The 20088-nt window shown below is 62.8% G+C and carries 23 protein-coding genes; 15 read left to right on the top strand and 8 right to left on the bottom strand.

What is annotated here, in order from left to right; translation table 11 throughout:
* Window positions 1-3: 3 nt before the first annotated feature.
* The 4 genes from trxB (at window position 4) to FSY45_RS09265 (ending at window position 2545) form a co-directional block, all read left to right on the top strand.
* On the top strand, window positions 4-957 hold the full coding sequence (gene trxB, locus FSY45_RS09280) for a thioredoxin-disulfide reductase (RefSeq protein ID WP_003067867.1): 954 nt from the start codon (window positions 4-6) through the stop codon (window positions 955-957).
* A 277-nt stretch (window positions 958-1234) separates the two neighbouring features.
* On the top strand, window positions 1235-1468 hold the full coding sequence (gene rpmB / locus FSY45_RS09275) for a 50S ribosomal protein L28 (protein WP_003058229.1): 234 nt from the start codon (window positions 1235-1237) through the stop codon (window positions 1466-1468).
* Between the two features lie 20 nt (window positions 1469-1488).
* Window positions 1489-1659, top strand: coding sequence for a 50S ribosomal protein L33 (rpmG, locus tag FSY45_RS09270; RefSeq protein ID WP_003058233.1), 171 nt, complete (start codon window positions 1489-1491; stop codon window positions 1657-1659).
* 127 nt (window positions 1660-1786) lie between these two features.
* Window positions 1787-2545 (top strand): hypothetical protein, encoded by a 759-nt coding sequence (locus FSY45_RS09265; RefSeq protein ID WP_046460306.1) that lies wholly within the window; start codon window positions 1787-1789, stop codon window positions 2543-2545.
* A 16-nt stretch (window positions 2546-2561) separates the two neighbouring features.
* On the opposite strand, the gene FSY45_RS09260 is transcribed toward FSY45_RS09265, so the two are convergent.
* Window positions 2562-4166 (bottom strand): PLP-dependent aminotransferase family protein, encoded by a 1605-nt coding sequence (locus FSY45_RS09260; protein WP_179625589.1) that lies wholly within the window; start codon window positions 4164-4166, stop codon window positions 2562-2564.
* 118 nt (window positions 4167-4284) lie between these two features.
* On the opposite strand from FSY45_RS09260, the gene FSY45_RS09255 reads away from it, so the two are divergent.
* Window positions 4285-4680, top strand: coding sequence for a hypothetical protein (locus FSY45_RS09255; RefSeq protein WP_003067873.1), 396 nt, complete (start codon window positions 4285-4287; stop codon window positions 4678-4680).
* Here FSY45_RS09255 and FSY45_RS09250 read toward each other — a convergent pair.
* Window positions 4655-5875 carry a fatty acid desaturase gene (locus FSY45_RS09250; protein WP_046460305.1) on the bottom strand — a complete coding sequence of 407 codons (1221 nt, stop codon included), beginning with the start codon at window positions 5873-5875 and terminating at the stop codon, window positions 4655-4657. The genes FSY45_RS09255 and FSY45_RS09250 overlap by 26 nt on opposite strands.
* A 123-nt stretch (window positions 5876-5998) precedes the next feature.
* Entirely contained in the window at window positions 5999-7330 is a 1332-nt protein-coding gene (locus FSY45_RS09245) for an RsmB/NOP family class I SAM-dependent RNA methyltransferase (protein ID WP_039049851.1), read from the bottom strand.
* A gap of 140 nt (window positions 7331-7470) precedes the next feature.
* On the opposite strand from FSY45_RS09245, the gene FSY45_RS09240 reads away from it, so the two are divergent.
* A complete protein-coding gene (locus tag FSY45_RS09240) occupies window positions 7471-7728 on the top strand; it encodes a DUF1653 domain-containing protein (RefSeq protein WP_003067879.1) in 258 nt (85 codons plus the stop codon).
* A 50-nt stretch (window positions 7729-7778) separates the two neighbouring features.
* Here the strand turns inward: FSY45_RS09240 and purN are convergent, their stop codons facing one another.
* Window positions 7779-8357, bottom strand: coding sequence for a phosphoribosylglycinamide formyltransferase (gene purN, locus FSY45_RS09235; protein WP_034362742.1), 579 nt, complete (start codon window positions 8355-8357; stop codon window positions 7779-7781).
* Window positions 8358-8443: 86 nt separating this feature from the next.
* On the opposite strand from purN, the gene FSY45_RS09230 reads away from it, so the two are divergent.
* The 4 genes from FSY45_RS09230 (at window position 8444) to FSY45_RS09215 (ending at window position 12451) form a co-directional block, all read left to right on the top strand.
* Entirely contained in the window at window positions 8444-9133 is a 690-nt protein-coding gene (locus FSY45_RS09230) for a YceH family protein (RefSeq protein ID WP_003067883.1), read from the top strand.
* 231 nt (window positions 9134-9364) lie between these two features.
* Window positions 9365-10546 (top strand): acyl-CoA dehydrogenase family protein, encoded by a 1182-nt coding sequence (locus FSY45_RS09225; RefSeq protein ID WP_003067884.1) that lies wholly within the window; start codon window positions 9365-9367, stop codon window positions 10544-10546.
* A gap of 131 nt (window positions 10547-10677) precedes the next feature.
* Window positions 10678-11793: an acyl-CoA dehydrogenase family protein gene (locus tag FSY45_RS09220; protein WP_003067886.1), complete on the top strand. Its 1116-nt coding sequence runs from the start codon at window positions 10678-10680 to the stop codon at window positions 11791-11793.
* 163 nt (window positions 11794-11956) lie between these two features.
* Window positions 11957-12451, top strand: coding sequence for a nucleoside deaminase (locus FSY45_RS09215; RefSeq protein WP_046462581.1), 495 nt, complete (start codon window positions 11957-11959; stop codon window positions 12449-12451).
* Window positions 12452-12526: 75 nt separating this feature from the next.
* On the opposite strand, the gene FSY45_RS09210 is transcribed toward FSY45_RS09215, so the two are convergent.
* The 3 genes from FSY45_RS09210 to FSY45_RS09200 all read right to left on the bottom strand — a co-directional run bounded on the left by FSY45_RS09210 (window position 12527) and on the right by FSY45_RS09200 (window position 15251).
* Complete coding sequence (locus FSY45_RS09210) at window positions 12527-13474, bottom strand: bestrophin family protein (protein WP_046462580.1); 948 nt, start codon at window positions 13472-13474, stop codon at window positions 12527-12529.
* 221 nt (window positions 13475-13695) lie between these two features.
* Window positions 13696-14250, bottom strand: coding sequence for a 2-oxo-4-hydroxy-4-carboxy-5-ureidoimidazoline decarboxylase (uraD, locus tag FSY45_RS09205; RefSeq protein WP_046462579.1), 555 nt, complete (start codon window positions 14248-14250; stop codon window positions 13696-13698).
* Between the two features lie 68 nt (window positions 14251-14318).
* On the bottom strand, window positions 14319-15251 hold the full coding sequence (locus FSY45_RS09200; RefSeq protein ID WP_003066149.1) for a LysR family transcriptional regulator: 933 nt from the start codon (window positions 15249-15251) through the stop codon (window positions 14319-14321).
* A gap of 130 nt (window positions 15252-15381) precedes the next feature.
* On the opposite strand from FSY45_RS09200, the gene FSY45_RS09195 reads away from it, so the two are divergent.
* From FSY45_RS09195 to FSY45_RS09180, 4 genes are read left to right on the top strand one after another with little or no spacing between them, the layout of a single operon-like run.
* Complete coding sequence (locus FSY45_RS09195) at window positions 15382-16719, top strand: MFS transporter (RefSeq protein ID WP_046462578.1); 1338 nt, start codon at window positions 15382-15384, stop codon at window positions 16717-16719.
* Window positions 16720-16733: 14 nt separating this feature from the next.
* Window positions 16734-17249 carry a hydroxyisourate hydrolase gene (locus FSY45_RS09190; RefSeq protein WP_046462577.1) on the top strand — a complete coding sequence of 172 codons (516 nt, stop codon included), beginning with the start codon at window positions 16734-16736 and terminating at the stop codon, window positions 17247-17249.
* 43 nt (window positions 17250-17292) lie between these two features.
* Window positions 17293-17628: a hydroxyisourate hydrolase gene (gene uraH / locus FSY45_RS09185; protein ID WP_003066142.1), complete on the top strand. Its 336-nt coding sequence runs from the start codon at window positions 17293-17295 to the stop codon at window positions 17626-17628.
* Window positions 17629-17652: 24 nt separating this feature from the next.
* Window positions 17653-18141, top strand: a complete 489-nt coding sequence (locus FSY45_RS09180) for a nucleoside deaminase (RefSeq protein ID WP_003066140.1) — start codon at window positions 17653-17655, stop codon at window positions 18139-18141.
* A 59-nt stretch (window positions 18142-18200) separates the two neighbouring features.
* Here FSY45_RS09180 and FSY45_RS09175 read toward each other — a convergent pair whose 3' ends face one another.
* A complete protein-coding gene (locus FSY45_RS09175; protein ID WP_003066139.1) occupies window positions 18201-18758 on the bottom strand; it encodes an HNH endonuclease in 558 nt (185 codons plus the stop codon).
* Window positions 18759-18940: 182 nt separating this feature from the next.
* Here FSY45_RS09175 and FSY45_RS09170 point away from each other — a divergent pair, with 182 nt between their 5' ends.
* On the top strand, window positions 18941-20002 hold the full coding sequence (locus FSY45_RS09170; protein ID WP_046462576.1) for a bifunctional riboflavin kinase/FAD synthetase: 1062 nt from the start codon (window positions 18941-18943) through the stop codon (window positions 20000-20002).
* Window positions 20003-20088: the final 86 nt, after the last annotated feature.

The raw sequence follows: 20088 nt of genomic DNA, 5'->3' as shown, positions 1-20088 counted from the left end.
TCCATGTCCTCTACCAAACACGCACAAGTTCTCATCCTCGGCTCCGGCCCTGCCGGCTATACCGCTGCCGTATACGCGGCCCGTGCCAACCTCAAGCCCCTGCTGATTACCGGCATGGCCCAGGGTGGCCAGTTGATGACCACCACCGAAGTGGACAACTGGCCGGCCGACGTCATGGGCGTGCAGGGCCCCGAGCTGATGCAGCGTTTTCAGGAGCATGCCGAGCGCTTCAAGACCGAAATCGTTTTCGACCACATCAACCAGGTTGACCTCTCCAAGCGCCCCTTCACCCTGACCGGCGACAGCGGCGTCTATACCTGCGACTCGCTGATCATCGCCACCGGCGCATCGGCCAAGTACCTGGGCCTGCCCTCCGAGGAAGCCTTCATGGGTCGCGGCGTGTCCGCTTGCGCCACCTGCGACGGCTTTTTCTATCGCGAGCAGCCCGTTTGCGTGATCGGCGGCGGCAACACGGCCGTAGAAGAAGCCCTCTACCTTTCCAACATCGCCAGCAAGGTCACCCTCGTGCACCGCCGCGACAAGTTCAAGGCCGAGCCCATCCTCGTGGACAAGCTGATGGAAAAGGTCGAGGAAGGCAAGATCGAGCTCAAGACCCATTTCACACTGGATGAAGTGCTGGGTGACCAGAGTGGCGTGACCGGCATCCGCATCAAGAGCACGCAGGACGGCCACACCGAAGAGGTCAAGCTGCAAGGCGCTTTCATCGCCATCGGCCACCACCCCAACACCGACATCTTCCAGGGTCAGCTGGAGCTGGAAAACGGCTACATCATCACCCAGGGAGGTCTCAAGGGCTTTGCCACCCAGACCAGCGTACCCGGCGTATTCGCCGCCGGCGACTGCCAGGATCATGTCTACCGCCAGGCCATCACCAGCGCCGGCACCGGCTGCATGGCGGCCCTGGACGCCCAGCGCTTCCTGGAACAGGAATCCTGATGACGCCAAGGCGCTTCGGCGTTTGAGCGGTTGTTAGCGCATATTCGGCGCAAAAGCCCTTGGGTTTGGCCAGTTTTGGCCGGCACCAGGGGCTTTTTTGCGAAAACGCTATAATCGCAGACTTTGCTGAATTCCAGGTTCGCGCTTTACCGTGCTTCGGGACTTCCGCAATCGGGCTACCGCCACCCATTACAAACTGGCGAGGTGAGGTTGTCGGCACCTCCTGCTCCTGCAGGATTCCAGAGCCGGCGGCCGATTCAACTATCGGAGTGTCCCAATGGCACGCGTATGTGAAGTTACGGGCAAGAAGCCCATGGTGGGCAACAATGTTTCCCACGCCAACAACAAGACCAAGCGTCGTTTCCTCCCCAACCTGCAATACCGCCGCTTCTGGGTGGAGAGCGAAAACCGTTGGGTGCGCCTGCGCGTTTCCAGCGCTGCTCTGCGCCTGATCGACAAGAACGGTATCGACTCCGTGCTCGCAGACATGCGCGCTCGTGGCCAAGCTTAATTTCCTGAAGGAGAAACACCATGGCTGCTAAAGGCGGACGCGAAAAGATCAAGCTGGCTTCCACTGCTGGTACCGGTCACTTCTACACAACGACCAAGAACAAGAAGACGATGCCTGAAAAGATGTCGATCATCAAGTTCGACCCCAAGGCTCGCAAGCACGTCGAGTACAAGGAAACCAAGCTGAAGTAATTCGGCCTGTTTCTTGAAAAACCGCCTCACGCAAGTGCAGGCGGTTTTTTCATGCCTTCGCGACGCGACAGCTGACGCAGCGACCTTCCCTATACTTGGCACTTTGCAACGAACAGGGATGGATTGCATGAATCACCGGACGCTGAGCACATTGCTTTTTTCGCTTGCCGTGTCGCCAGCCGTCTTCGGCCAGACATTCATCTGCCCCACGGGACCCGGCCCCGGCCAGCGCCAGGTCGGCATGACAGGCGGCTCACCGGGTCTGGCCTCGGTGCCCGTCTGCGAGCAGTTCAGCTCCGCGCCAGCCGCCGCCCAGCGCCCCGAACCGTCGCCTGCCGATGCCCTGGGCGGTCTGGCGCGCAGCCAGCTGGAGCTGCTGCGCGAGGGGCAGGAGCTGATCAAGGAAGGACAGAGAATTGCACAAGACCCGCAGTATCAGAAGCTGCGCAAGGGCTACTGGATGTTTTCGCATGACGAGAAAAACCCGCGCTCCGGTCTTGAATGTGCGGCGATCTTTGGCAGCATGTCCGGTGCCGTTCAGCTTTCCGGCCCCACGGCCAAGCACAACGGTGCCCTGCTGACCTTTCTGGGCATGGACATTCCCCAGCCCGCCAGTCCGCGCAAGATCAGAACCACTCTGACCCAGAACCAGGACCGGCCCCAGGAGGTCGGCGCCATCAACTACACCATGTCCAATGGCAAATGGGGAGCCATCGTCTACGCGCTGGGCGGCCCCGAAGCACTGGTCAAGGAGCTTGGGGAAGAGGAAGAAGCCCGCTTCAAGGTCTCTGTGGAAGGCAAGGAGGTCATCAGCACCTTCTACAAGGAAGGCGGCAAGGCCCGTGAATTCCTGAGCAAGTGCATGGCCGGTCAGCCGACGAAGTAAAGGACCCCGGCCAGCGCTAGCTGCGCGGACTCTGCCCCAGTTGCCGGCAGGCCATCGCGCCCAGATCCTGCATCGCCCTCTCCATGAGTTCGTCGACCGGATGGGTGCAGGCCAGGCGCATGCAGTACTCATACCTGCCGGAGTTGGAAAACATGCTGCCCGGCGCAATACGTATGCCGCGCGCCAGGGCTGCCGTGAACAGGTCCGAGGTTGACATCTGCGCGGGGAACTCCAGCCACAGGCACAGGCCACCGCCTGGCAGGCTCATGCGCGTGCCCAGCGGGAAATGACGTGCCACCAGTCTGGCCATTGCCTCGCGCTGCCGCTTGAGCTGCTGCCTGAGCTTTTCCAGGCTGCGCTGATGGGTGGGTGAGCCCAGCACCTCGGCCACGACCAGCTGCCCCAGCGTCTGGGTATTGCGGCTTTGCGCAAATTTCAGCATCTGGATGCGGCCATGCCATTGGCCGCCATTCATCCAGCCCTGGCGCAGGCCCGGCGCCAGACTTTTGTTGAAGGCCTGGCAATAGATCACATGCCCGGAGACACTGTCCCAGGCCTTGAGCGGCTTCACCGCCAGCCCTTCGACAAACAGACCGTAGGAGTCGTCCTCGATCAGCGCCGCCCCATGGGCTGCGCACAGGGCCACGAGTCTGGCCTTATTCTCATCCGGCATGCGCGCGCCCAGCGGCATCTGCAGATCCGGCACCACCACCACGGCCTTCAGGCGCGGCTGGGTCTGAAAAGCCAGCTCCAGCGCCTCGATGGACATGCCGGTGCGCGGGCTGCAGGGAATCTCCAGCGTTTTCAGCTGCAAGGACTCCACCACCTGCAGCAGGCCGTAATAGGTTGGCGATTCGACGGCCACCATGTCCCCGGGTGATGCCACGGCAGCCAGCGCCAGACTCACCGCTTCGGAATTGCCGGTGGTTGCCAGCACATCGGCAGGCGCCACACGGATACCGGAGGCCAGCGCCCGTCTGGCCATGGCCTGCTGAAACAGCGGATGATTGCCCTGATTGGCCAGCAGAGAGCGCCCCTGCGAGAGCAGGGTCGGATGCTCGCGCAGCAGCCGGGTGACGGTCTTGTTCAGATAGTGATGATCGAACAAGGAGGCAGGCGGCGTGCAGCCACCGATGTCCATATAGACTTCGGCCTGACGGCCGCGCTCGAGCAGCAGAGAAATATGCTCGTTGATGCCCACGAAATGCGCATGCGCGCCGGGAGACAGCGGCTGGCTCAGGTCCGGTTCGCTGGTCAGAGGAATATCGCCCGTCCTCGTCGCGCACACAAAGTAGCCCACGCGGGGCCTGGCCTCCAGACAGCCCTGCGCTTCCAGAAAACGCAGCACCTGCAAGGCCGTCGAGAGGCTGATGTCATGCCGCGCCATCAACTCGCGCACCGACGGCATGCGCTCCCCGGGTTTCAGGCTCCCCAGCTCCATGGCCTTGCTGTAGTGCGCGGCCAGCCGTTGATACAGCGGCAGCAGCACATCGCTTGCCGCATGATCGACAGGCTGTGATTCGGAGAGGGAGGAAGTCAGCATGATGACAAAACGCAGGACCGGGCAGGCATCATGCCAGCAAGCCCTGTTCTGCAACAGATACAGATTGTCAGCAAACATACCGGAACAGATGCACAGCAATCCACGCTGCTACGCCTGCACGGAACGCTTGCTGTGCCTGTTCTGCCAAGCCGTGCTTCCTTACGCTTGAGGCCTGAATCACAGACCCCTAGCCACCATGTCACAGCCGGACCCCACCCCGAAAACACATAGTCTCAACAACGGCCAAGCCGCGTCGCTGCTGTTTGAACCAGGCAGCGAACTGTTCTGCCAGCAAGGGCCGCTGCGTCTGGCCATTGGGCCGCTGAGCTTTACCGACAATCACTTCGGTCAGGTCATGGTGCTGCAAACCGGGCAAAGCTGGCGTTGCCCCAGTCGCACCTGGGTGCAACTGAGCACGCCGGCAGGTGCGGCCTGGATTCAATATCCGGCGGCACGGATACAGCAAAGCCGCCCCCACCCGAACAGGGCAGCGCAGCGGCTTGAAGAGGGAAAAGGCCTGAGCTTCGCGCTTGCCAGAATCTGGCTGCAGCTTGGCAAGCTCGGCCTCAGACGTGGGCAGCGCGCAGCTTGACGGAGAAATCCTTGAGTGCCGCAATGCCGCTGGCCTCGGCGCGCTGGCACCAGGCCTGCAGCTGACCGGTCAGTTGCTCGCGACTCAGGCTGGTGTTGAGCCACAGCTGACGCAGCTCTTCGCGCATGACCAGCATCTGGTCAATCACCGGGTGCGCAGCGCGCGCCTGCGCCAGTTGGCTCTGGGCACGCTCGGGCACCTTGTCGGCATCGCGGTGCAGCCAGCGCTGCACGCCCTTGAGCAGGGAAACATCCGACTTCTGCGCCTGCTTCTGCTTGAGCAGATCCAGCTCATGCTGAACCGCCGTGCGAACGCCGCGCGCATAACGGGCCATGACCTCGTAGCGATTGGCAATGATGGCTTCCAGCGTCAGTGCATCGGCCACGGGCTTGACGGCACCCATGCGCAGGCGCGGCGGGGTCTTCTTGACCTTGGCCCAGCCCAGCTTCTGCATAAGGCTGATATAGACCCAGCCGATATCGAACTCGTAGGGCTTGACGGAGAACTTGGCCGAAGTGGGAAAGGTATGGTGGTTGTTGTGCAGCTCTTCGCCGCCGATGATGAGGCCCCAGGGCACCAGATTGGTGGAGGCATCCGTCGCCTCGTAGTTGCGATAGCCCCAGAAATGCCCCACGCCGTTGACCACGCCCGCAGCCCAGAATGGAATCCAGATCATCTGCACGGCCCAGATCGACAGGCCGATCACGCCGAACAGCGCCACATTCAGGATGAGCATCAGCGAGGGGCCCATCACCGAATGGCGGTAGATGTTGCGCTCCATCCAGTCGTCGGGCGTGCCGTGACCGTATTTTCTGAGCGTTTCCTCGTTCTTGGCCTCGGCGCGGTACAGCTCGGCACCTTCGCGCATCACCTTGCCCAGGCCGCGCGTCTGCGGGCTGTGCGGGTCATCTGCGGTCTCGCACTTGGCATGGTGCTTGCGGTGGATGGCCACCCATTCCTTGGTCACCATGCCCGTGCCCAGCCAGAGCCAGAAGCGGAAGAAATGCGAGGGAATAGGCCCCAGATCCAGCGCCCTATGCGCCTGGCTGCGGTGCAGATAGATGGTGACACCCGCAATCGTGAAGTGGGTGGTGATCAGGGTGTAGAGCAGCAACTGCCACCACGACAGATCCCACAGGCCATTGGCCATCCAATCCACGACGGCATTCCAGATCGAGGCTATATCCAGCGACATAAATAACAAAGCCTTTGGCAAAAAACCGCGCTCACCCGATAAGCACGGTCGTGCCATTTTAGGTGAGCCGCCGACCGGACTGCTGCCGATTCCCCGACAGCAGATACCAGATTTGCACCGAAGTTACGCCTTTTTCACCCAAACAGCGGCGAAAAACCCGTCTGTCTCGTGCTGGTGTGGCCACAGACGCAGATAACGTCGGCCCTCGTCACCGCCGCTGCAAAGCTTGTCGCCGTCGGCAATCTTGAGCTGCTCGAGCACCTCGCCCGCGTCCAGCGGAACGAACTCGGGGTGAGCGGCGCTGAAGGCTTCCGCAATGGCCTCGTTTTCCTCTGGCAGGATGGAGCAGGTGGCATAGATCAGACGGCCACCGGCCTTGACCAGGCGCGCGCTGCTTTCCAGGATGGCGGCCTGTTTCTGCGTCAGCTCCTGCACGGCCTTGACGCTCTGGCGCCACTTGAGGTCGGGATTGCGACGCAGCGTACCCAGGCCCGAGCAGGGAGCATCGACCAGCACACGGTCGATCTTGCCGGCCAGGCGCTTGACGCGCTCATCGCGCTCGTGGGCAATTGCGGCTGGGTGGACATTGGAAAGACCCGAACGCGCCAGACGGGGCTTGAGCGCATCGAGGCGATGACCCGAGACGTCGAAGGCATACAGGCGGCCGGTGTTGCGCATGGCCGCGCCAATGGCCAGGGTCTTGCCGCCGGCGCCAGCGCAAAAGTCCACCACCATTTCGCCACGCTTGGCATCCAGCATCAGTGCCAGCAGCTGCGAGCCTTCGTCCTGCACTTCGATGGCGCCGCGGTTGAAAGCATCGACCTTGGCCAGCGCGGGCTTGCCGTCCACACGCAGACCGATGGGCGAGAACGGCGTGGGCTCGGCCTTGATGCCGGCTTTTTCCAGCTCCTTGCGCAGATCGGAGCGCTTGTCGTTGAGCGTGTTGACACGCAGATCCAGAGGAGCGGCCTGCTCCATGCTGGCGGCCAGTGCCCAGAATCCATCGCCCAGCTGGGCCTTGAGCGGCTCGACCAGCCATTCGGGCAGATTGTGGCGGTGCGCCTCCATCAGCTCTTCGGGCTTGACGCCGTCGCAGGCAGCCAGCCACTTGAGTTCCTGGGGCGTCAGCGCGGCCTTGATAAAGGTCTCGCTGTCCTGGCCGTCCTTGTTCTTGACCTTGCCTTCCTTCTTGGCCTGCTCGCGCAGCACGGCGGCAAAGCCCAGGATGGCCAGCCGGCGCTCGCGTGCGCCGCTGCCCGAATGCGCCAGCGCTTCGAACAGCAGCTTCTTGCGCAGCACGGTGTAGACGGTTTCGGCCAGGGTGGCGCGCTCGCGCGGGCCCAGATAGCGGTTTTCGCGGAAAAAGCGGGACACCACGGCATCGGCCGGGTGTTCAAATGTCAGGGCGCGCTTGACGAGTTCAGAGCAAGCGTCGAGAAGGGCTTTGGGATGCATGGGCGCAATTGTCCCACTCTCGCCCTGGCCCTGGCTGGCACCAGAAATCTATGACGCCGGCCTGCTCCAAACGATTCGTAGTAAAAACAGGCTTCAGCCCTTTTCCTTCAAGCGTTGACAGCTCATCTTTTTAAAGCATCATGTCCGACCACGATCTGCCTGCACTCATCACCACCGAGCCCGGTCTCTACGAACACTACAAAGGCATGCGCTACGAAGTCATAGGCACGGTGCGCCACAGCGAAACGCTGGAGCCCATGACGCTTTACCGCGCGCTCTATGGCGAGCATGGCCTGTGGGTGCGCCCGGCTGCCATGTTCAACGAGATGGTGGTAATCGACGGCGTGGAACGGCCACGCTTTCGCCGCTTGCCCGCAAAGGAGCAGAAATCAGCATAAAGATAGGCTCTATCGCTTACCTATAAAGAAATAGAAGCTATCAAATCTGATCAAGCCTTGATCAGATTGAGCACGGCTTGCGGATAGATGATGTGCTCCTGCACCAGCACGCGTGCAGCCAGCAGCTCGGCCGTGTCACCCTCCAGCACGGGCACCACGGCCTGCTCCAGGATGGGGCCCACGTCGAGCTCGGCCGTCACGCGATGCACGGTGCAGCCCGCAAACTTGCAGCCCGCATCGATCGCTCGCTGATGGGTGTGCAGACCGGTGAAGGCCGGCAGCAGCGAAGGATGGATGTTGATCAGCCGGCCCTCATAGTGCGCAACAAAGCCTGGCGTGAGAATGCGCATGAAACCGGCCAGCACCACCAGATCGGGCGCATGGCGATCGATGACCTGCGTCAGCTCGGCATCAAAGGCCTCGCGGCTGTCGAACTGCTTGTGATCCAGAACCTCGGTGGCGATGCCGTTGTCCCGCGCGAACACCAGGCCCTTGGCCTCGGCCTTGTTGCTCACCACGGCGCTCACGCGGGCGTTGTACTGCTTTGCCCAGTTCTGCTGCTGGGATGCACGCACAATGGCAGCCATGTTCGAGCCGCCGCCCGAGATGAGGATCACGATGTTTTTCATGGGCGGCGATTGTCGCATTGACGGACAAACCCTATCGGGTTTGCACCAGTTCCTGTGCGCAGCCCTAAGACTTTCGAGGAGATCCCATGCCGTTTGACCCACGCAACACCCCTTTGAGCGCCATCGAAGCCCGCGTTCTGGCCACGCTGATGGAAAAGGCCCGCACCGTGCCCGACAGCTATCCGCTCACGCTCAACAGCCTGGTCACGGGCTGCAACCAGAAGTCCAGCCGAGATCCGGTGATGGAGGTCAGCGAGGGCGAAGCCCAGGAGGCACTGGACAGCCTGCGCCTCAAGACCCTGTCGGTGCAGATCAGCAGCGTGCGCTCCACGCGCTGGGAGCACAACTTCCCGCGCGGCATTGGCGTGCCCGACCAGTCGGCCGTGCTGCTGGCCCTGCTGATGCTGCGCGGCCCCCAGACCGCTGGCGAGCTGCGCATCAACTCCGAGCGCTGGCACCGCTTTGCCGACATCTCCTCGGTCGAAGCCTTTCTCGACGAACTGCGCGAACGCAGCGAGGAAAAAGGCGGCCCGCTGGTCGTACAGCTGCCGCGCGCCCCCGGCGCCCGCGAACAGCGCTGGGCCCACCTGCTTTGCGGCCCGGTGGATGTCAACGCCCTGGCAGCAAGTACCGGCAGCGCCAGCACAGGCGGCAATGCATCGGCCCTGCAGCAGCGTGTGGATGCGCTCGAAACCGAAGTCGCCCAACTGCGCGCCACCGTGCAGATGCTGTGCGAATCGCTGGGCGTGGAACCGCCTGCTGCCTCGGCTGAATAAATCCAGACAGAAACTGATAGCTGCCGGCCTTTATCCAGTAAGCGCTGGCAGCATGTTTCATTACAAACGACAGGCCGGCGCCAAAAACTGGCTCACGCCACGCAAAGACAGGCAGGCGCAGCCGCTCAGAGGGATGCTCATCCCTGGGGTTTCCCGCCATTTGTCGCAACCCGGACAGCCAGAAAAAGAACGTGCGTGCTACAAATCTCCAGCATTTGCAGGAGACAACGCATGGACTTGGCATTCACCCCTGAAGAACAGGCTTTTCGCGAAGAGATCCGCAGCTGGGTGCGGGCAAATCTGCCCGAGGATATTGCGCACAAGGTGCGCAACGATCTGCACCTGACGCGCGAGGACATGCAGCGCTGGGCCAAGATTCTGGGCAAAAAAGGCTGGCTCGGCTACGGCTGGCCCAAGGAATTCGGCGGCCCCGGCTGGAGCGCCGTACAAAAGCATTTGTTCGAGGAAGAATGCGCACTCGCCGGCACGCCGCGCATCGTGCCCTTCGGCCCCGTGATGGTGGCGCCGGTCATCATGGCCTATGGCACACCGGAGCAGCATCGGCGCTTTCTGCCCGGCATCGCCAGCGGCGAAGTCTGGTGGAGCCAGGGCTATTCCGAACCGGGTTCGGGCTCGGACCTGGCCAGCGTCAAGACCCGCGCCGAACGCGTGGGCGACAAATACATCGTCAACGGCCAGAAGACCTGGACCACGCTGGGCCAATACGGCGAGTGGATCTTCTGCCTGGTGCGCACCAGCAACGAGGGCAAGCCCCAGACCGGCATCAGCTTCCTGCTGGTCGACATGAAGTCGCCGGGCGTGACCGTGCGCCCCATTAAGCTGCTGGACGGCTCTCACGAGGTCAACGAGGTCTTTTTCGACAATGTGGAAGTGCCTGCCGACCAGCTGATCGGCGAGGAAAACAAGGGCTGGACCTATGCCAAGCACCTGCTCAGCCACGAGCGCACGAATATCGCCGATGTGAACCGTGCCAAGCGCGAGCTGGAGCGCCTCAAGCGCATCGCCAAGACCGAAGGCGTCTGGGAAGACCAGCGCTTTCGTGATCAGATCGCCCTGCTGGAGATCGATGTGATCGCGCTGGAAATGCTGGTGCTGCGCGTGCTCTCGGCCATGAAGTCGGGCAAGAACCCGCTGGACATTGCCGGCCTGCTCAAGATCAAGGGCAGCGAGATTCAGCAGCGCTACTCCGAGCTGATGATGCTGGCCGCAGGCCCCTACTCCCTGCCCTATATCCAGGAAGCCATGGAAGCCGGCTACCAGGGCGACTTTCCCGGCAACGTGCTGGGCAATGCGCCGCTGGCCGCGACCTACTTCAATATGCGCAAGACCACCATCTATGGCGGCTCCAACGAGGTGCAGCGAAACATCGTTGCTCAGACGGTTCTTGGCTAGCCAAGAACCGTCTTCGCTTTGCGAAACAGGACTACTCCCCCGTGCCCCCTCCGGGAGGGGGTTCTAGATTGAGCTTCGCTGGGCTGGTTTGGCGCTTCGCGCCAATTGCGGCCTGGTGGCAGGAGACAAATATGGATTTCGATTTTTCCGACGACCAGCAGCAACTGCGCGATGCCGTGGCCCGCTGGGTGGACAAGGGCTATACCTTCGAGCGACGCCAGGGCATTGCCAAACAAGGCGGCTTCTCGCGCGAGGTCTGGAACGAGCTGGCCGAGCTGGGCCTGACGGCCCTCACCGTGCCCGAGCAATATGGCGGCCTGGGCCAGGGCGCGGTCGATGTGATGGTGGTCATGGAGGAACTGGGCCGCGGTCTGGTGATGGAGCCTCTGACCCAGGCTTTCGTGGCCTCCGCCTTGCTCGGTCAGTTCGGCGACGAAGCCGTCAAACAAGCCTGGCTGCCCCGTATCGCCAGCGGTGAAAAGCTGGTTGTGCTCGCATCGCAGGAGCGCAAGGCGCGCTACCAGATTGATGTTTGCGCCGCAAAAGCCTCTAAATCCGGCGATGGCTATACGGTAGATGCTACGAAAAACATTGTTCCTGCGGGCGACCAGGCCGACGCCTTCATCGTGCCGGCACAGCTCGACGGCAAGATCGCGCTCTTCCTCGTCGAGAACGGCAGCGAAGGCGTCGCCACCAAGCCCTATGCCACGCAGGATGAGGGTCGCGCGGCCGATCTGGTCTGCCGGTCAGCAGCGGCCACCCTGATCACCACCAATGGCGTGGCTGCCCTCACCCTGGCACAGGATGTGGCCAATGCCGCTCTTTGCGCCGAAGGCGTGGGCGTGATGGAGCAGACGCTCAAGCTCACCACCGAGTACATGAACCAGCGCAAGCAGTTCGGCGTGGTGATCTCCAGCTTCCAGGCCCTGCGCCACCGCGTGGCCGATATGAAGATGCAGCTGGAGCTGGCTCGCTCCATGAGCTACTACGGCACGCTCAAGCTGGTGGCGCCTGCCGAGGAGCGCCATGTCGCCATCGCGCGCGCCAAGGTGCAGCTGGGCCAGTCCATGCGTTATGTGGGCCAGCAGGCCGTGCAGCTGCATGGCGGCATCGGCGTGACGGACGAATATGTGGGCAGCCACTATTTCAAGCGACTGACCCAGATGGAGATGACGGGTGGCGACACCCTGCACCACCTGGGCACGGTATCGGCCCATATGCAGGACAGCGCCGGCGTCTTTGCCTGAAAGCCTGCATCAATATTCATCAAAATCACGGCAACTGCATTCAACCCAAAACTAAAAGTCAACAGCACGTTTCGGCGTGCTGTTTTGCTTCCTGCATGCACTATGGGCCCTATCGCTCTTCCTATGATTCTTGCGCCATTCACAAGAATCAAAGGAGACATGCATGAGCAAGCAAGACAGCGAAAAGTATCTGCTGGAGTCCATCCGCCTGGCCATGGGCAATGTCAAGGGCCGCGAATCCGCGACCTGGCCTTTCGGTGCCGTGCTGGTGCGTGACGGCAAGGTCCTGGCGCGCGCCGTCAACCAGGTCGATGAGCTCTGCGACCCCACGGCCCACGCCGAGATGCAGGCGCTGCGCATTGCCGCCAAGGCCCTGGGCAGCACGGATCTGTCCGGCTCGGTCATGTATGCCAGCGGCTATCCCTGCTCCATGTGCCACACCGCCATGCTGCTGGCCGGCGTGAAGCAGGTGTACTTCGCCTACTCCAACGAAGACGGCGAGCCCTACGATCTGTCGGCTGCGCGCGGCTATGAGGAACTGGCTCGCCCCGAAGGCCGGCGCGAACTGCCCGTCATCAGCCACCGAGTGCGCGATGCCGGCGAGGACCTGTACCAGGCCTGGCAAAAGGCCGTGGACGAAGATCGCGCCACGGTCTAGCCAACACTGGCTCCAGCCGCTATCAAGAACAAAGCCCTGAATGACGAGTTCAGGGCTTTTGCATTCTGGAGAACCTCAGGTCAGCAGATAGTCCACCGGTTTGAGCGGCGCCGGAACCTGGGGGTCACCCAGCGACTGGCTGAGGCTGATCTCGATGCTGCGACAGATGCTGTCCAGTGCCAGGTCGTTGCTTTCCATGCCGAATGGCTCTTCCAGCTCGTCACCCAGCACATCGAGACCGTAGAAGGTATAGGCCACGATGGCTACGACAAACGGCGTCATGAAGCCCGTGATGTCCACCAGACCGAAAGGCAGCAAAAAGCAGTACAGATGGGCCGTGCGGTGCAGCAGCAAGGTGTAGGAAAACGGAATCGGCGTATTGCGGATGCGCTCGCAGGAGGCTGCAGCCGTCGTGAAGCCGTTGAGGGTGCGGTCCAGCTCCACGGCCAGGCAGGGGTCTATGCGCTGCTCGCGCACGCACTGGCCCAGATCCTTGCCCATGGCCAGCATCAGCGCATCGGTGCGCTGATTCAGCGGCAGCAGCTGCAGGCGCTGCCACTCGGCATGGGTCAGCCATTGCTGGGCCGCCACATCGTCCTTGAGGCCGCGCAGCTGGGCCCGCAGCACATGAGAAAAAGCCACGGCCCGATGCACCATGCGCACCCGCACATCGTTGGCCCGCTGGCGCGGGTCTACGGGGTGATCGAGCTCGATCAGGCTCAGGCACTGGCGCGCCAGCGTGCGTGCATAGATCACGATCTCGCCCCAAAGCTTGCGACCCTCCCAGTAGCGCGCATACGCGGTGTTGTTGCGAAAGCCCAGAAAAATCGCCAGCGGCAGGCCGATCAGGGTGAACGGGATCGGCGTGATGGGAATCTTGGTGTGGAACAGCGTGCCATGCGCCACGGTGACGATGATGGCCAGCACGATGTTGACGGCAAGCACACCTTTGATGCGTTGCAGCACCGAGCCCCGGACAATCCACAGCAGCTTGAAGCCCGACGGGCGATCTCTGACGATCATGAAAACGAGAAATGAGGTCTAAACCCGAATTCAATCACAAGCATGCGGGGATTTCAGCCAGTGCCGAGAACTCCCACTGCGTCAGTAGGCAGCCTGGGCCGCGCCAGCACGCTCCAGGCGGCATCTGCTGCACATGGGCAGCAAACTCCGACATAGGGTGCCAACCCGCCAGCCAGCATAAGAAAAGCCCCGCATTGCGGGGCTTGGGCGGCGATAGGGGCTCAGGCTGCCTGCAGGCTGCTGGCACTACTCACGCGTTGCGACAGGCGCAGGCGACTGATGAAGCCGATCTGGCGCAGGGCTTCGGCAAACTCCTGCTCGGTGCCGCACTCGGTACGCGAGGCCAGCTCGGCAAACAGGCCGGCGCGCGTGTAGTGGCGCACGCAGGCGATGAAGGGAAAGCCATGGCGCGTGCGATAGGCCTGGTTCAGCTCGGCCAGGCGCTCGCCCTGCTCCTGCGCCAAATCTCCCAGCCCCGCGCTTTGCTGCTCCTGCTGGGAGTCAACGGTCAGCGTGCCGGAGCGCACGGCGCTGGCCGACAGCTCGGGGTGGCCACAGAGAAAGCGCAGGGTCTGCTCACGCGGGCTGCCATGCACGGCGGCCAGCATGGCCTGGTGCAGTGCGTCCAGGCTGGCAAAGGGGCGCTGCTGCGCTGCAGCCTCGGCCACCCAGGGGGCGTATTCAAAAACCTCGCCGAGCGCGGCCGCAAAGTCTGCGTGCGTCATGACGTTGAGCTCGTCGAGCGTGGGGATGGAGGAGGTAGTGGTGCTAGTCATGAGGCCAGTGTAGGAAGCGCGTTTCCCGCCTCACAGTGCTGGCTTGTTATAGCCCGTATAGCAGCCGGCTACGTCGATGCCGTCAGCACCTGCGAGGCCTGATTGAGCAGAGCGCGCAGCCAGATATGGGAGGCATCCCGGTGCCGGGACGAATGCCAGAGCTGGTAGAAGCGCATGACGCGGTTGCCCATGGGCAGAGGCACCATGGCCAGCGGCAACCGTTTGGCGTGATAGGCCGCGAAATGACGGCTGGTGGTCAGCAGCAGGTCGGTGCCCACCAGCAGATCCGGCGCCATCGAGAAATGCGAGCATTGCACTCGGCCGTCACGGCTCACGCGCATGGTGCCCAGACTGCTCTCCACCACGCCGCGCTGATCGGGCGAATAAGGCGTGAACACCACATGCGCGGCCTGCAGATAGTGCTCGGCCGTGAGCCGGCCCGGCCCGGCCAGAGGATGCTTTTCATCGAGCAGGCAGACCACCTCGTCCTCGAGCAGCGTGGACATGTGCAAATGCTCGGGCGGGCTCGGCCAGTTGCCGATGACGATATCCACCTCGCCGCTTTGCAGGGCCTGCTCGTAGTCGAAGTTCTGGCCCAGCGGCAGCAGGACCAGCCTCGCGCCCGGTGCCTGCGCTCGCATGAGCTGGACCACACGCGCCATGAAGGGCGGTGCCAGATAGTCGGGCATGGCGATGGTGAAGCGCAGTTGCGTGGTCTCGGCCACAAATTCCTTGCCGACGCTCAGCAGCCCGTCGATCAGGCCCAGCGCCGCACGTGCCTGCTCCACGGCCTGAAGCGCGCGCGCCGTCGGCACCATGCGGTTCTTGTCCCGCACCAGCAAAGGGTCGTTGAAGATGGCCCGCAATCGCCGCAGCGCCGCGCTGATGGCCGGTTGTGACTGATTGAGGCGTATTGCCGCGCGCGACACGCTTTTTTCGCTGATCAGGGTGCACAGCACGCGCAGCAAATAGGTATCGAACGGTTCTTCGCTGCGAGACACGTGTTTTCCCTAGAGATATGCATTTTGCTATGCGGCTCATAGCAGGCGCTTAGTTTCGCATATCGCCACAAGTCGCGACCATGCAAGTGTCCGCAAACCCAACAACAAATTTCCGAGACAAGGACTTGCCATGAGTGCTCATCATGTGCCGATCAGCGGCACCGCTGCTTCCGTCGATCAGGTCGACGCCACCTACTCCAAGATTTCCTGGCGCCTGCTGCCCTTTCTGGGCGTGCTGTGGGTGCTGGCCTGGCTGGACCGCGTCAACATCGGCTTCGCCAAGCTGCAGATGCTCGACGACCTGAAATTCAGCGAAGCCGTCTACGGCCTGGGCGCCGGCATCTTCTTCATCGGCTACTTCCTGTTCGAAGTGCCGTCCAACATGTTGCTGCAGAAGATAGGCGCCAAGAAGACGGTGATGCGCATCACCATAGGCTGGGGCCTGATCTGCATCTTGCAGGCCTGGGTGACGACACCGACCCAGTTCTACATCCTGCGCTTTCTGATGGGCGTGTTCGAGGCCGGCTTCTACCCCGGCATCATCCTCTACCTGACCTACTGGTATCCGTCCAAGCGCCGCGCCAAGGCCTTCGGCACCTTCATGTCGGCCTCGGCCATCGCCGGCGTCATCGGCGGCCCGCTGGCTGGCGGCATCATGACCTGGGCTGCAGGCGCGCACGGCATGCACGGCTGGCAGTGGCTGTTCATCATCGAAGGCATCCCCTCGGTGCTGGCCGGCATCTTTGCCTACTTCTACATGACCGACCGCCCCGAGGAAGCCAAATGGCTCACCGACACGGACCGCGCCGTCGTGCGCCAGCAACTCGAAATCGACCAGAAGGCCCAGGGCGAGCGCCACAGCGACTGGCGCACCCTGTTCGGCAACCCCATGGTGTGGCTGCTGATCGCCGTGTTCTTCTGCCTGCTCTGCGCCAACTCCACGCTGACCTTCTGGATTCCCACCGTGATTCGCGAAGCGGGCTTCACCTCGCCCATGCAGGTGGGCTGGATCGCCGGTGCCGCCTACCTGCTCGGCGCGGCCGGCATGATCATCAACGGTCGCCATTCCGACCACCGTGGCGAGGTACGCTGGCACTTCGCGGGCTCGGCCCTGCTGGGCGCCGTGGGCATGCTGGCCCTGGCCTTCACCATGGGCATGGACAGCATCCCCGTGATCGTGGCGCTGACGGCCATGGTCCTGGCACTGGTGGGCACCATGAGCGCGATCCCCGTCTTCTGGCAGATGCCCAATATGCTGCTCAGCGGCGGCGCTGCTGCAGTGGGCGTGGCGCTGATCAACTCGGTGGCCAATCTGGCCGGCTTCGGTGCCCCTTATCTGATGGGCGTGATCAAGGCCTCCACCGGCAAGGTCGCTCCGGGCCTGTACCTGGTGGCCATCGTGGAAGCGCTGGCAGCCGTTCTCGCCATCGCCTTCGTCGCCCGCGTCCAGCGCCGCAAGAACGTCTGAAGGAGTCATCCCGCATGCATCCCACACCCACACCGACCCCGTCGCGCCGACGGTTCGCACTCTCGGGCCTCGTGCTCGGCGCCTCGGCCCTGACAGGCACACACGGCGCGCTGGCCGCCGACACCCCCCCGGCAGTGCCGGCCCAGGCCACCGGCCCCATCGTGCTGCATGGTGTCAGCCCGCGCCTGACCATGCATGCCGTGGACACCTTCCATGGCTCTGCAGCCACGGGCTTGCGCATCGACTTTTCGCGCTTCGACGGCGAAACCTATGTGCCGATACGCAGCTTTGTCGTGAACGCCAACGGCCGGGCCGACGAACCGCTGCTGATCGACGACAGCTACCGCAGCGGCCGCTACGAAATGCTGCTGCACGTGGACGAGTACTTTGCTGCCAAGGGCGCCAAGCTGCCGCGCCCGGCCTTTCTGTCCAAGGTGCCGGTGCGCTTCCAGATCGTGAACACGGCAGAGCGCATCCATCTGCCCATCCAGTTCGGCCCCTGGAGCTATACCTATTCGCGCGGCAGCTGAGCCGGCATATCCGCGCTCTATCGCAACCCATCGAAAGACCACTATGGCAGGCATCAGCACCCATGTACTCAACCTCACCACCGGTCGCCCCATAGACGGCATGCGGGTGGAACTCTACGACGTGGCGCAGACCCCGGCGCAGCGCCTGAACAGCACCCGTACCAATGCCGACGGTCGCACCGACGCCCCCATGCTGCCCGCCGCCGCGGCCCGCACCGGGGACTTCGAGCTGCGCTTTTACACAGGCGAGCATTTCAAGGAGCCCACGGCGCTGTCGGAAGAAGTGCTGGTGCGCTTTTCCATCTTCGACGCGGCCCAGCACTACCACGTGCCCATGCTGTGCTCGCCGTGGTTCTTCAACACCTACCGCGGCAGCTGATTTTTTACCAAGGAGAACGACTCGATGAACAACGAAAACGACAGCGGCAAATACCTGCTTGAATCCATACGCTTGGCCATGGGCAATGTCAAAGGCCGCCAGCAGCCCACCTGGCCCTTCGGCGCCGTGCTGGTCAGGGACGGCCAGGTACTTGCCCGCGCCGTCAACCAGGTCGATGAGCTCTGCGACCCCTCGGCCCACGCCGAGATGCAGGCCCTGCGCATAGGAGCCAAGGCCCAGGGCAGCACCGATCTGTCGGGGGCCGTCATGTATGCCAGCGGCTACCCTTGCTCCATGTGCTACACGGCCATGTTGCTGGCCGGCGTGAAGCAGGTGTATTTCGCCTACTCCAACGAAGACGGCGAGCCCTACGATCTGTCGGCCGCGCGCGGCTATGTGGAACTGGCCAAGCCCGAGGAGCAGCGCGAGATGGCCCTGATCGGCCAGCGCGTGCGCGACGAGGGCGAAGACCTCTACGAAGCCTGGCAAAAAGCCGTCTCCACCACAGTCTGAACGCGTTTCTGTCCTCTTGCTCCTGCCCCGCGGCGCCAGCCCGGGGCTTTTTTTACGCCCTAGCTGCGCCAGCGTGATCCACGCGGCACATGGGCCACGAGAAACTCCATCTGGTCGGCCAGAATGCGGCGGTTTCTCAGGATGAAGTCCTCCCACAGCGTGGGCGTGTAGGGGGTGTAGAGCAAGGGCATGCGGGCCTGCTCCGGTGTTCTGGCCCCCTTGCGGTGGTTGCAGGCGCGGCAGGCCGTGACCAGATTCATCCAGCTGTGCTGCCCGCCGGTGCTCACGGGGACAATGTGCTCGCGCGTGAGATCGCTCTCATGGAAGCGCCGCCCGCAATAGGCGCAGACGCAGCGGTCACGAGCAAAGAGCTTGCCATTGGTCAGACCCGGCAGCAGCTCATGCGGGTTGATGTTCGGCATGCCCTTGGTGCCGATGATGGAGTTGATGTGAATGACTGACTGCTTGCCGGTCACCGCATTGTGGCCACCGCGAAAGCAGGCGATTTCGACACCGGCTTCCCAGCGCACATCTTCTGCTGCGTAATGCAGCGCCGCCTGCTCCAGCGTTACCCAGGACTGCGGCAGCCCCTGGGCTGTCAGCTTCAAGACTTTCACAACCAGCCTCCATACAGTCAAACTTGGACCACGGAAAACGGACAAGCGTCTTGGCGCTTTTGAGCACAATCGTGCAGCCTCCACAGCTGCCTGATTTGAAGCAATATACTCTGAAACTATGTCAAATTGACGGCTTGTGTCGCATGCATCGGCGCCAGTTGCTATAAATAACAAAGCAGTCCATGAAGATTTTCCGCGGCATCAATCATCCCGGCGTGGCCCCGGCCTGCGCTGTGACCATTGGCAATTTTGATGGTGTACACCGGGGACATCAAGCCATGCTCGGCCTGCTCAAGGCCGAGGCCGCCCAGCGCGGCATCCCCAGCTGCGCCATGACCTTCGAGCCGCACCCGCGCGACTACTTTGCCAAGAAGCTGGGCAAGCCCGAGATGGCCCCGGCCCGCGTGGGCACGCTGCGCGACAAGCTCAGCCAGCTCGAGGTCTGCGGCGTCGATCAGGTCGTGATCCTGCCCTTCAACCAGGCCCTGGCCGGCCAGAGTCCCGAGGACTTCATTCAAGACGTGCTGATCTCGGGCCTGGGCGCCAAGTACGTGCTGGTGGGCGACGACTTCCGCTTTGGCTCCAAGCGCGCCGGCGATTACGCCATGCTGGACAACGCCGGCCAGGCCCTGGGCTTTGATGTGGCCCGCATGAACAGCTATGAAGTCCATGGGCTGCGCGTCTCCAGCACGGCCGTGCGCGAGGCCCTGGCCGCCGGCGACATGCACCAGGCCGCCAAGCTGCTGGGCCACCCCTACCGCATCTCGGGCCATGTGGTGCATGGCCGCAAGCTGGGCCGCAAACTGGCCGAATCAATGAGCGGAGCCGAGGACGGCTTTCGCACGCTGAATCTGCGTTTCGACCACTGGAAACCTGCCGCCAGCGGCATTTTTGCCGTGCTGGTGCATGGTCTGACGGACAAGCCGCTGCAGGGCGTGGCCAACCTGGGCGTGCGCCCTTCGCTGGACCCCAACGACATCAACGGCGGCCGGGTGCTGCTGGAGACCCACTGTTTCGATTGGCCCGCCCAACTGGGTGGAGAAGGTGCCTACGGTAAAATCATCCGCGTGGAACTTCTGCACAAACTGCACGACGAGCTGAAGTATGACAGTCTCGATGCCCTGACGGTCGGCATCGCCAAGGACTGCGATGACGCGCGCGCGTTTTTCGCCTCGGCCCACATACCGTCTCACACCTCGTCGCACACAGAGACCCGTCGCCAGACCACGCGCGACCGAATTTGAAGCTCGCTGCTCGCACGTCCCAGGCGCAGCAGCGCACTGGCGCTCACCTCACCATTCACGCCCAGGCAGAACTGCCCGGGCACCGC

Source organism: Comamonas sp. Z1 (assembly GCF_008121555.1).
Lineage (GTDB): Bacteria > Pseudomonadota > Gammaproteobacteria > Burkholderiales > Burkholderiaceae_C > Comamonas > Comamonas thiooxydans.
This window is presented reverse-complemented; position numbering and strand designations above follow the sequence as displayed.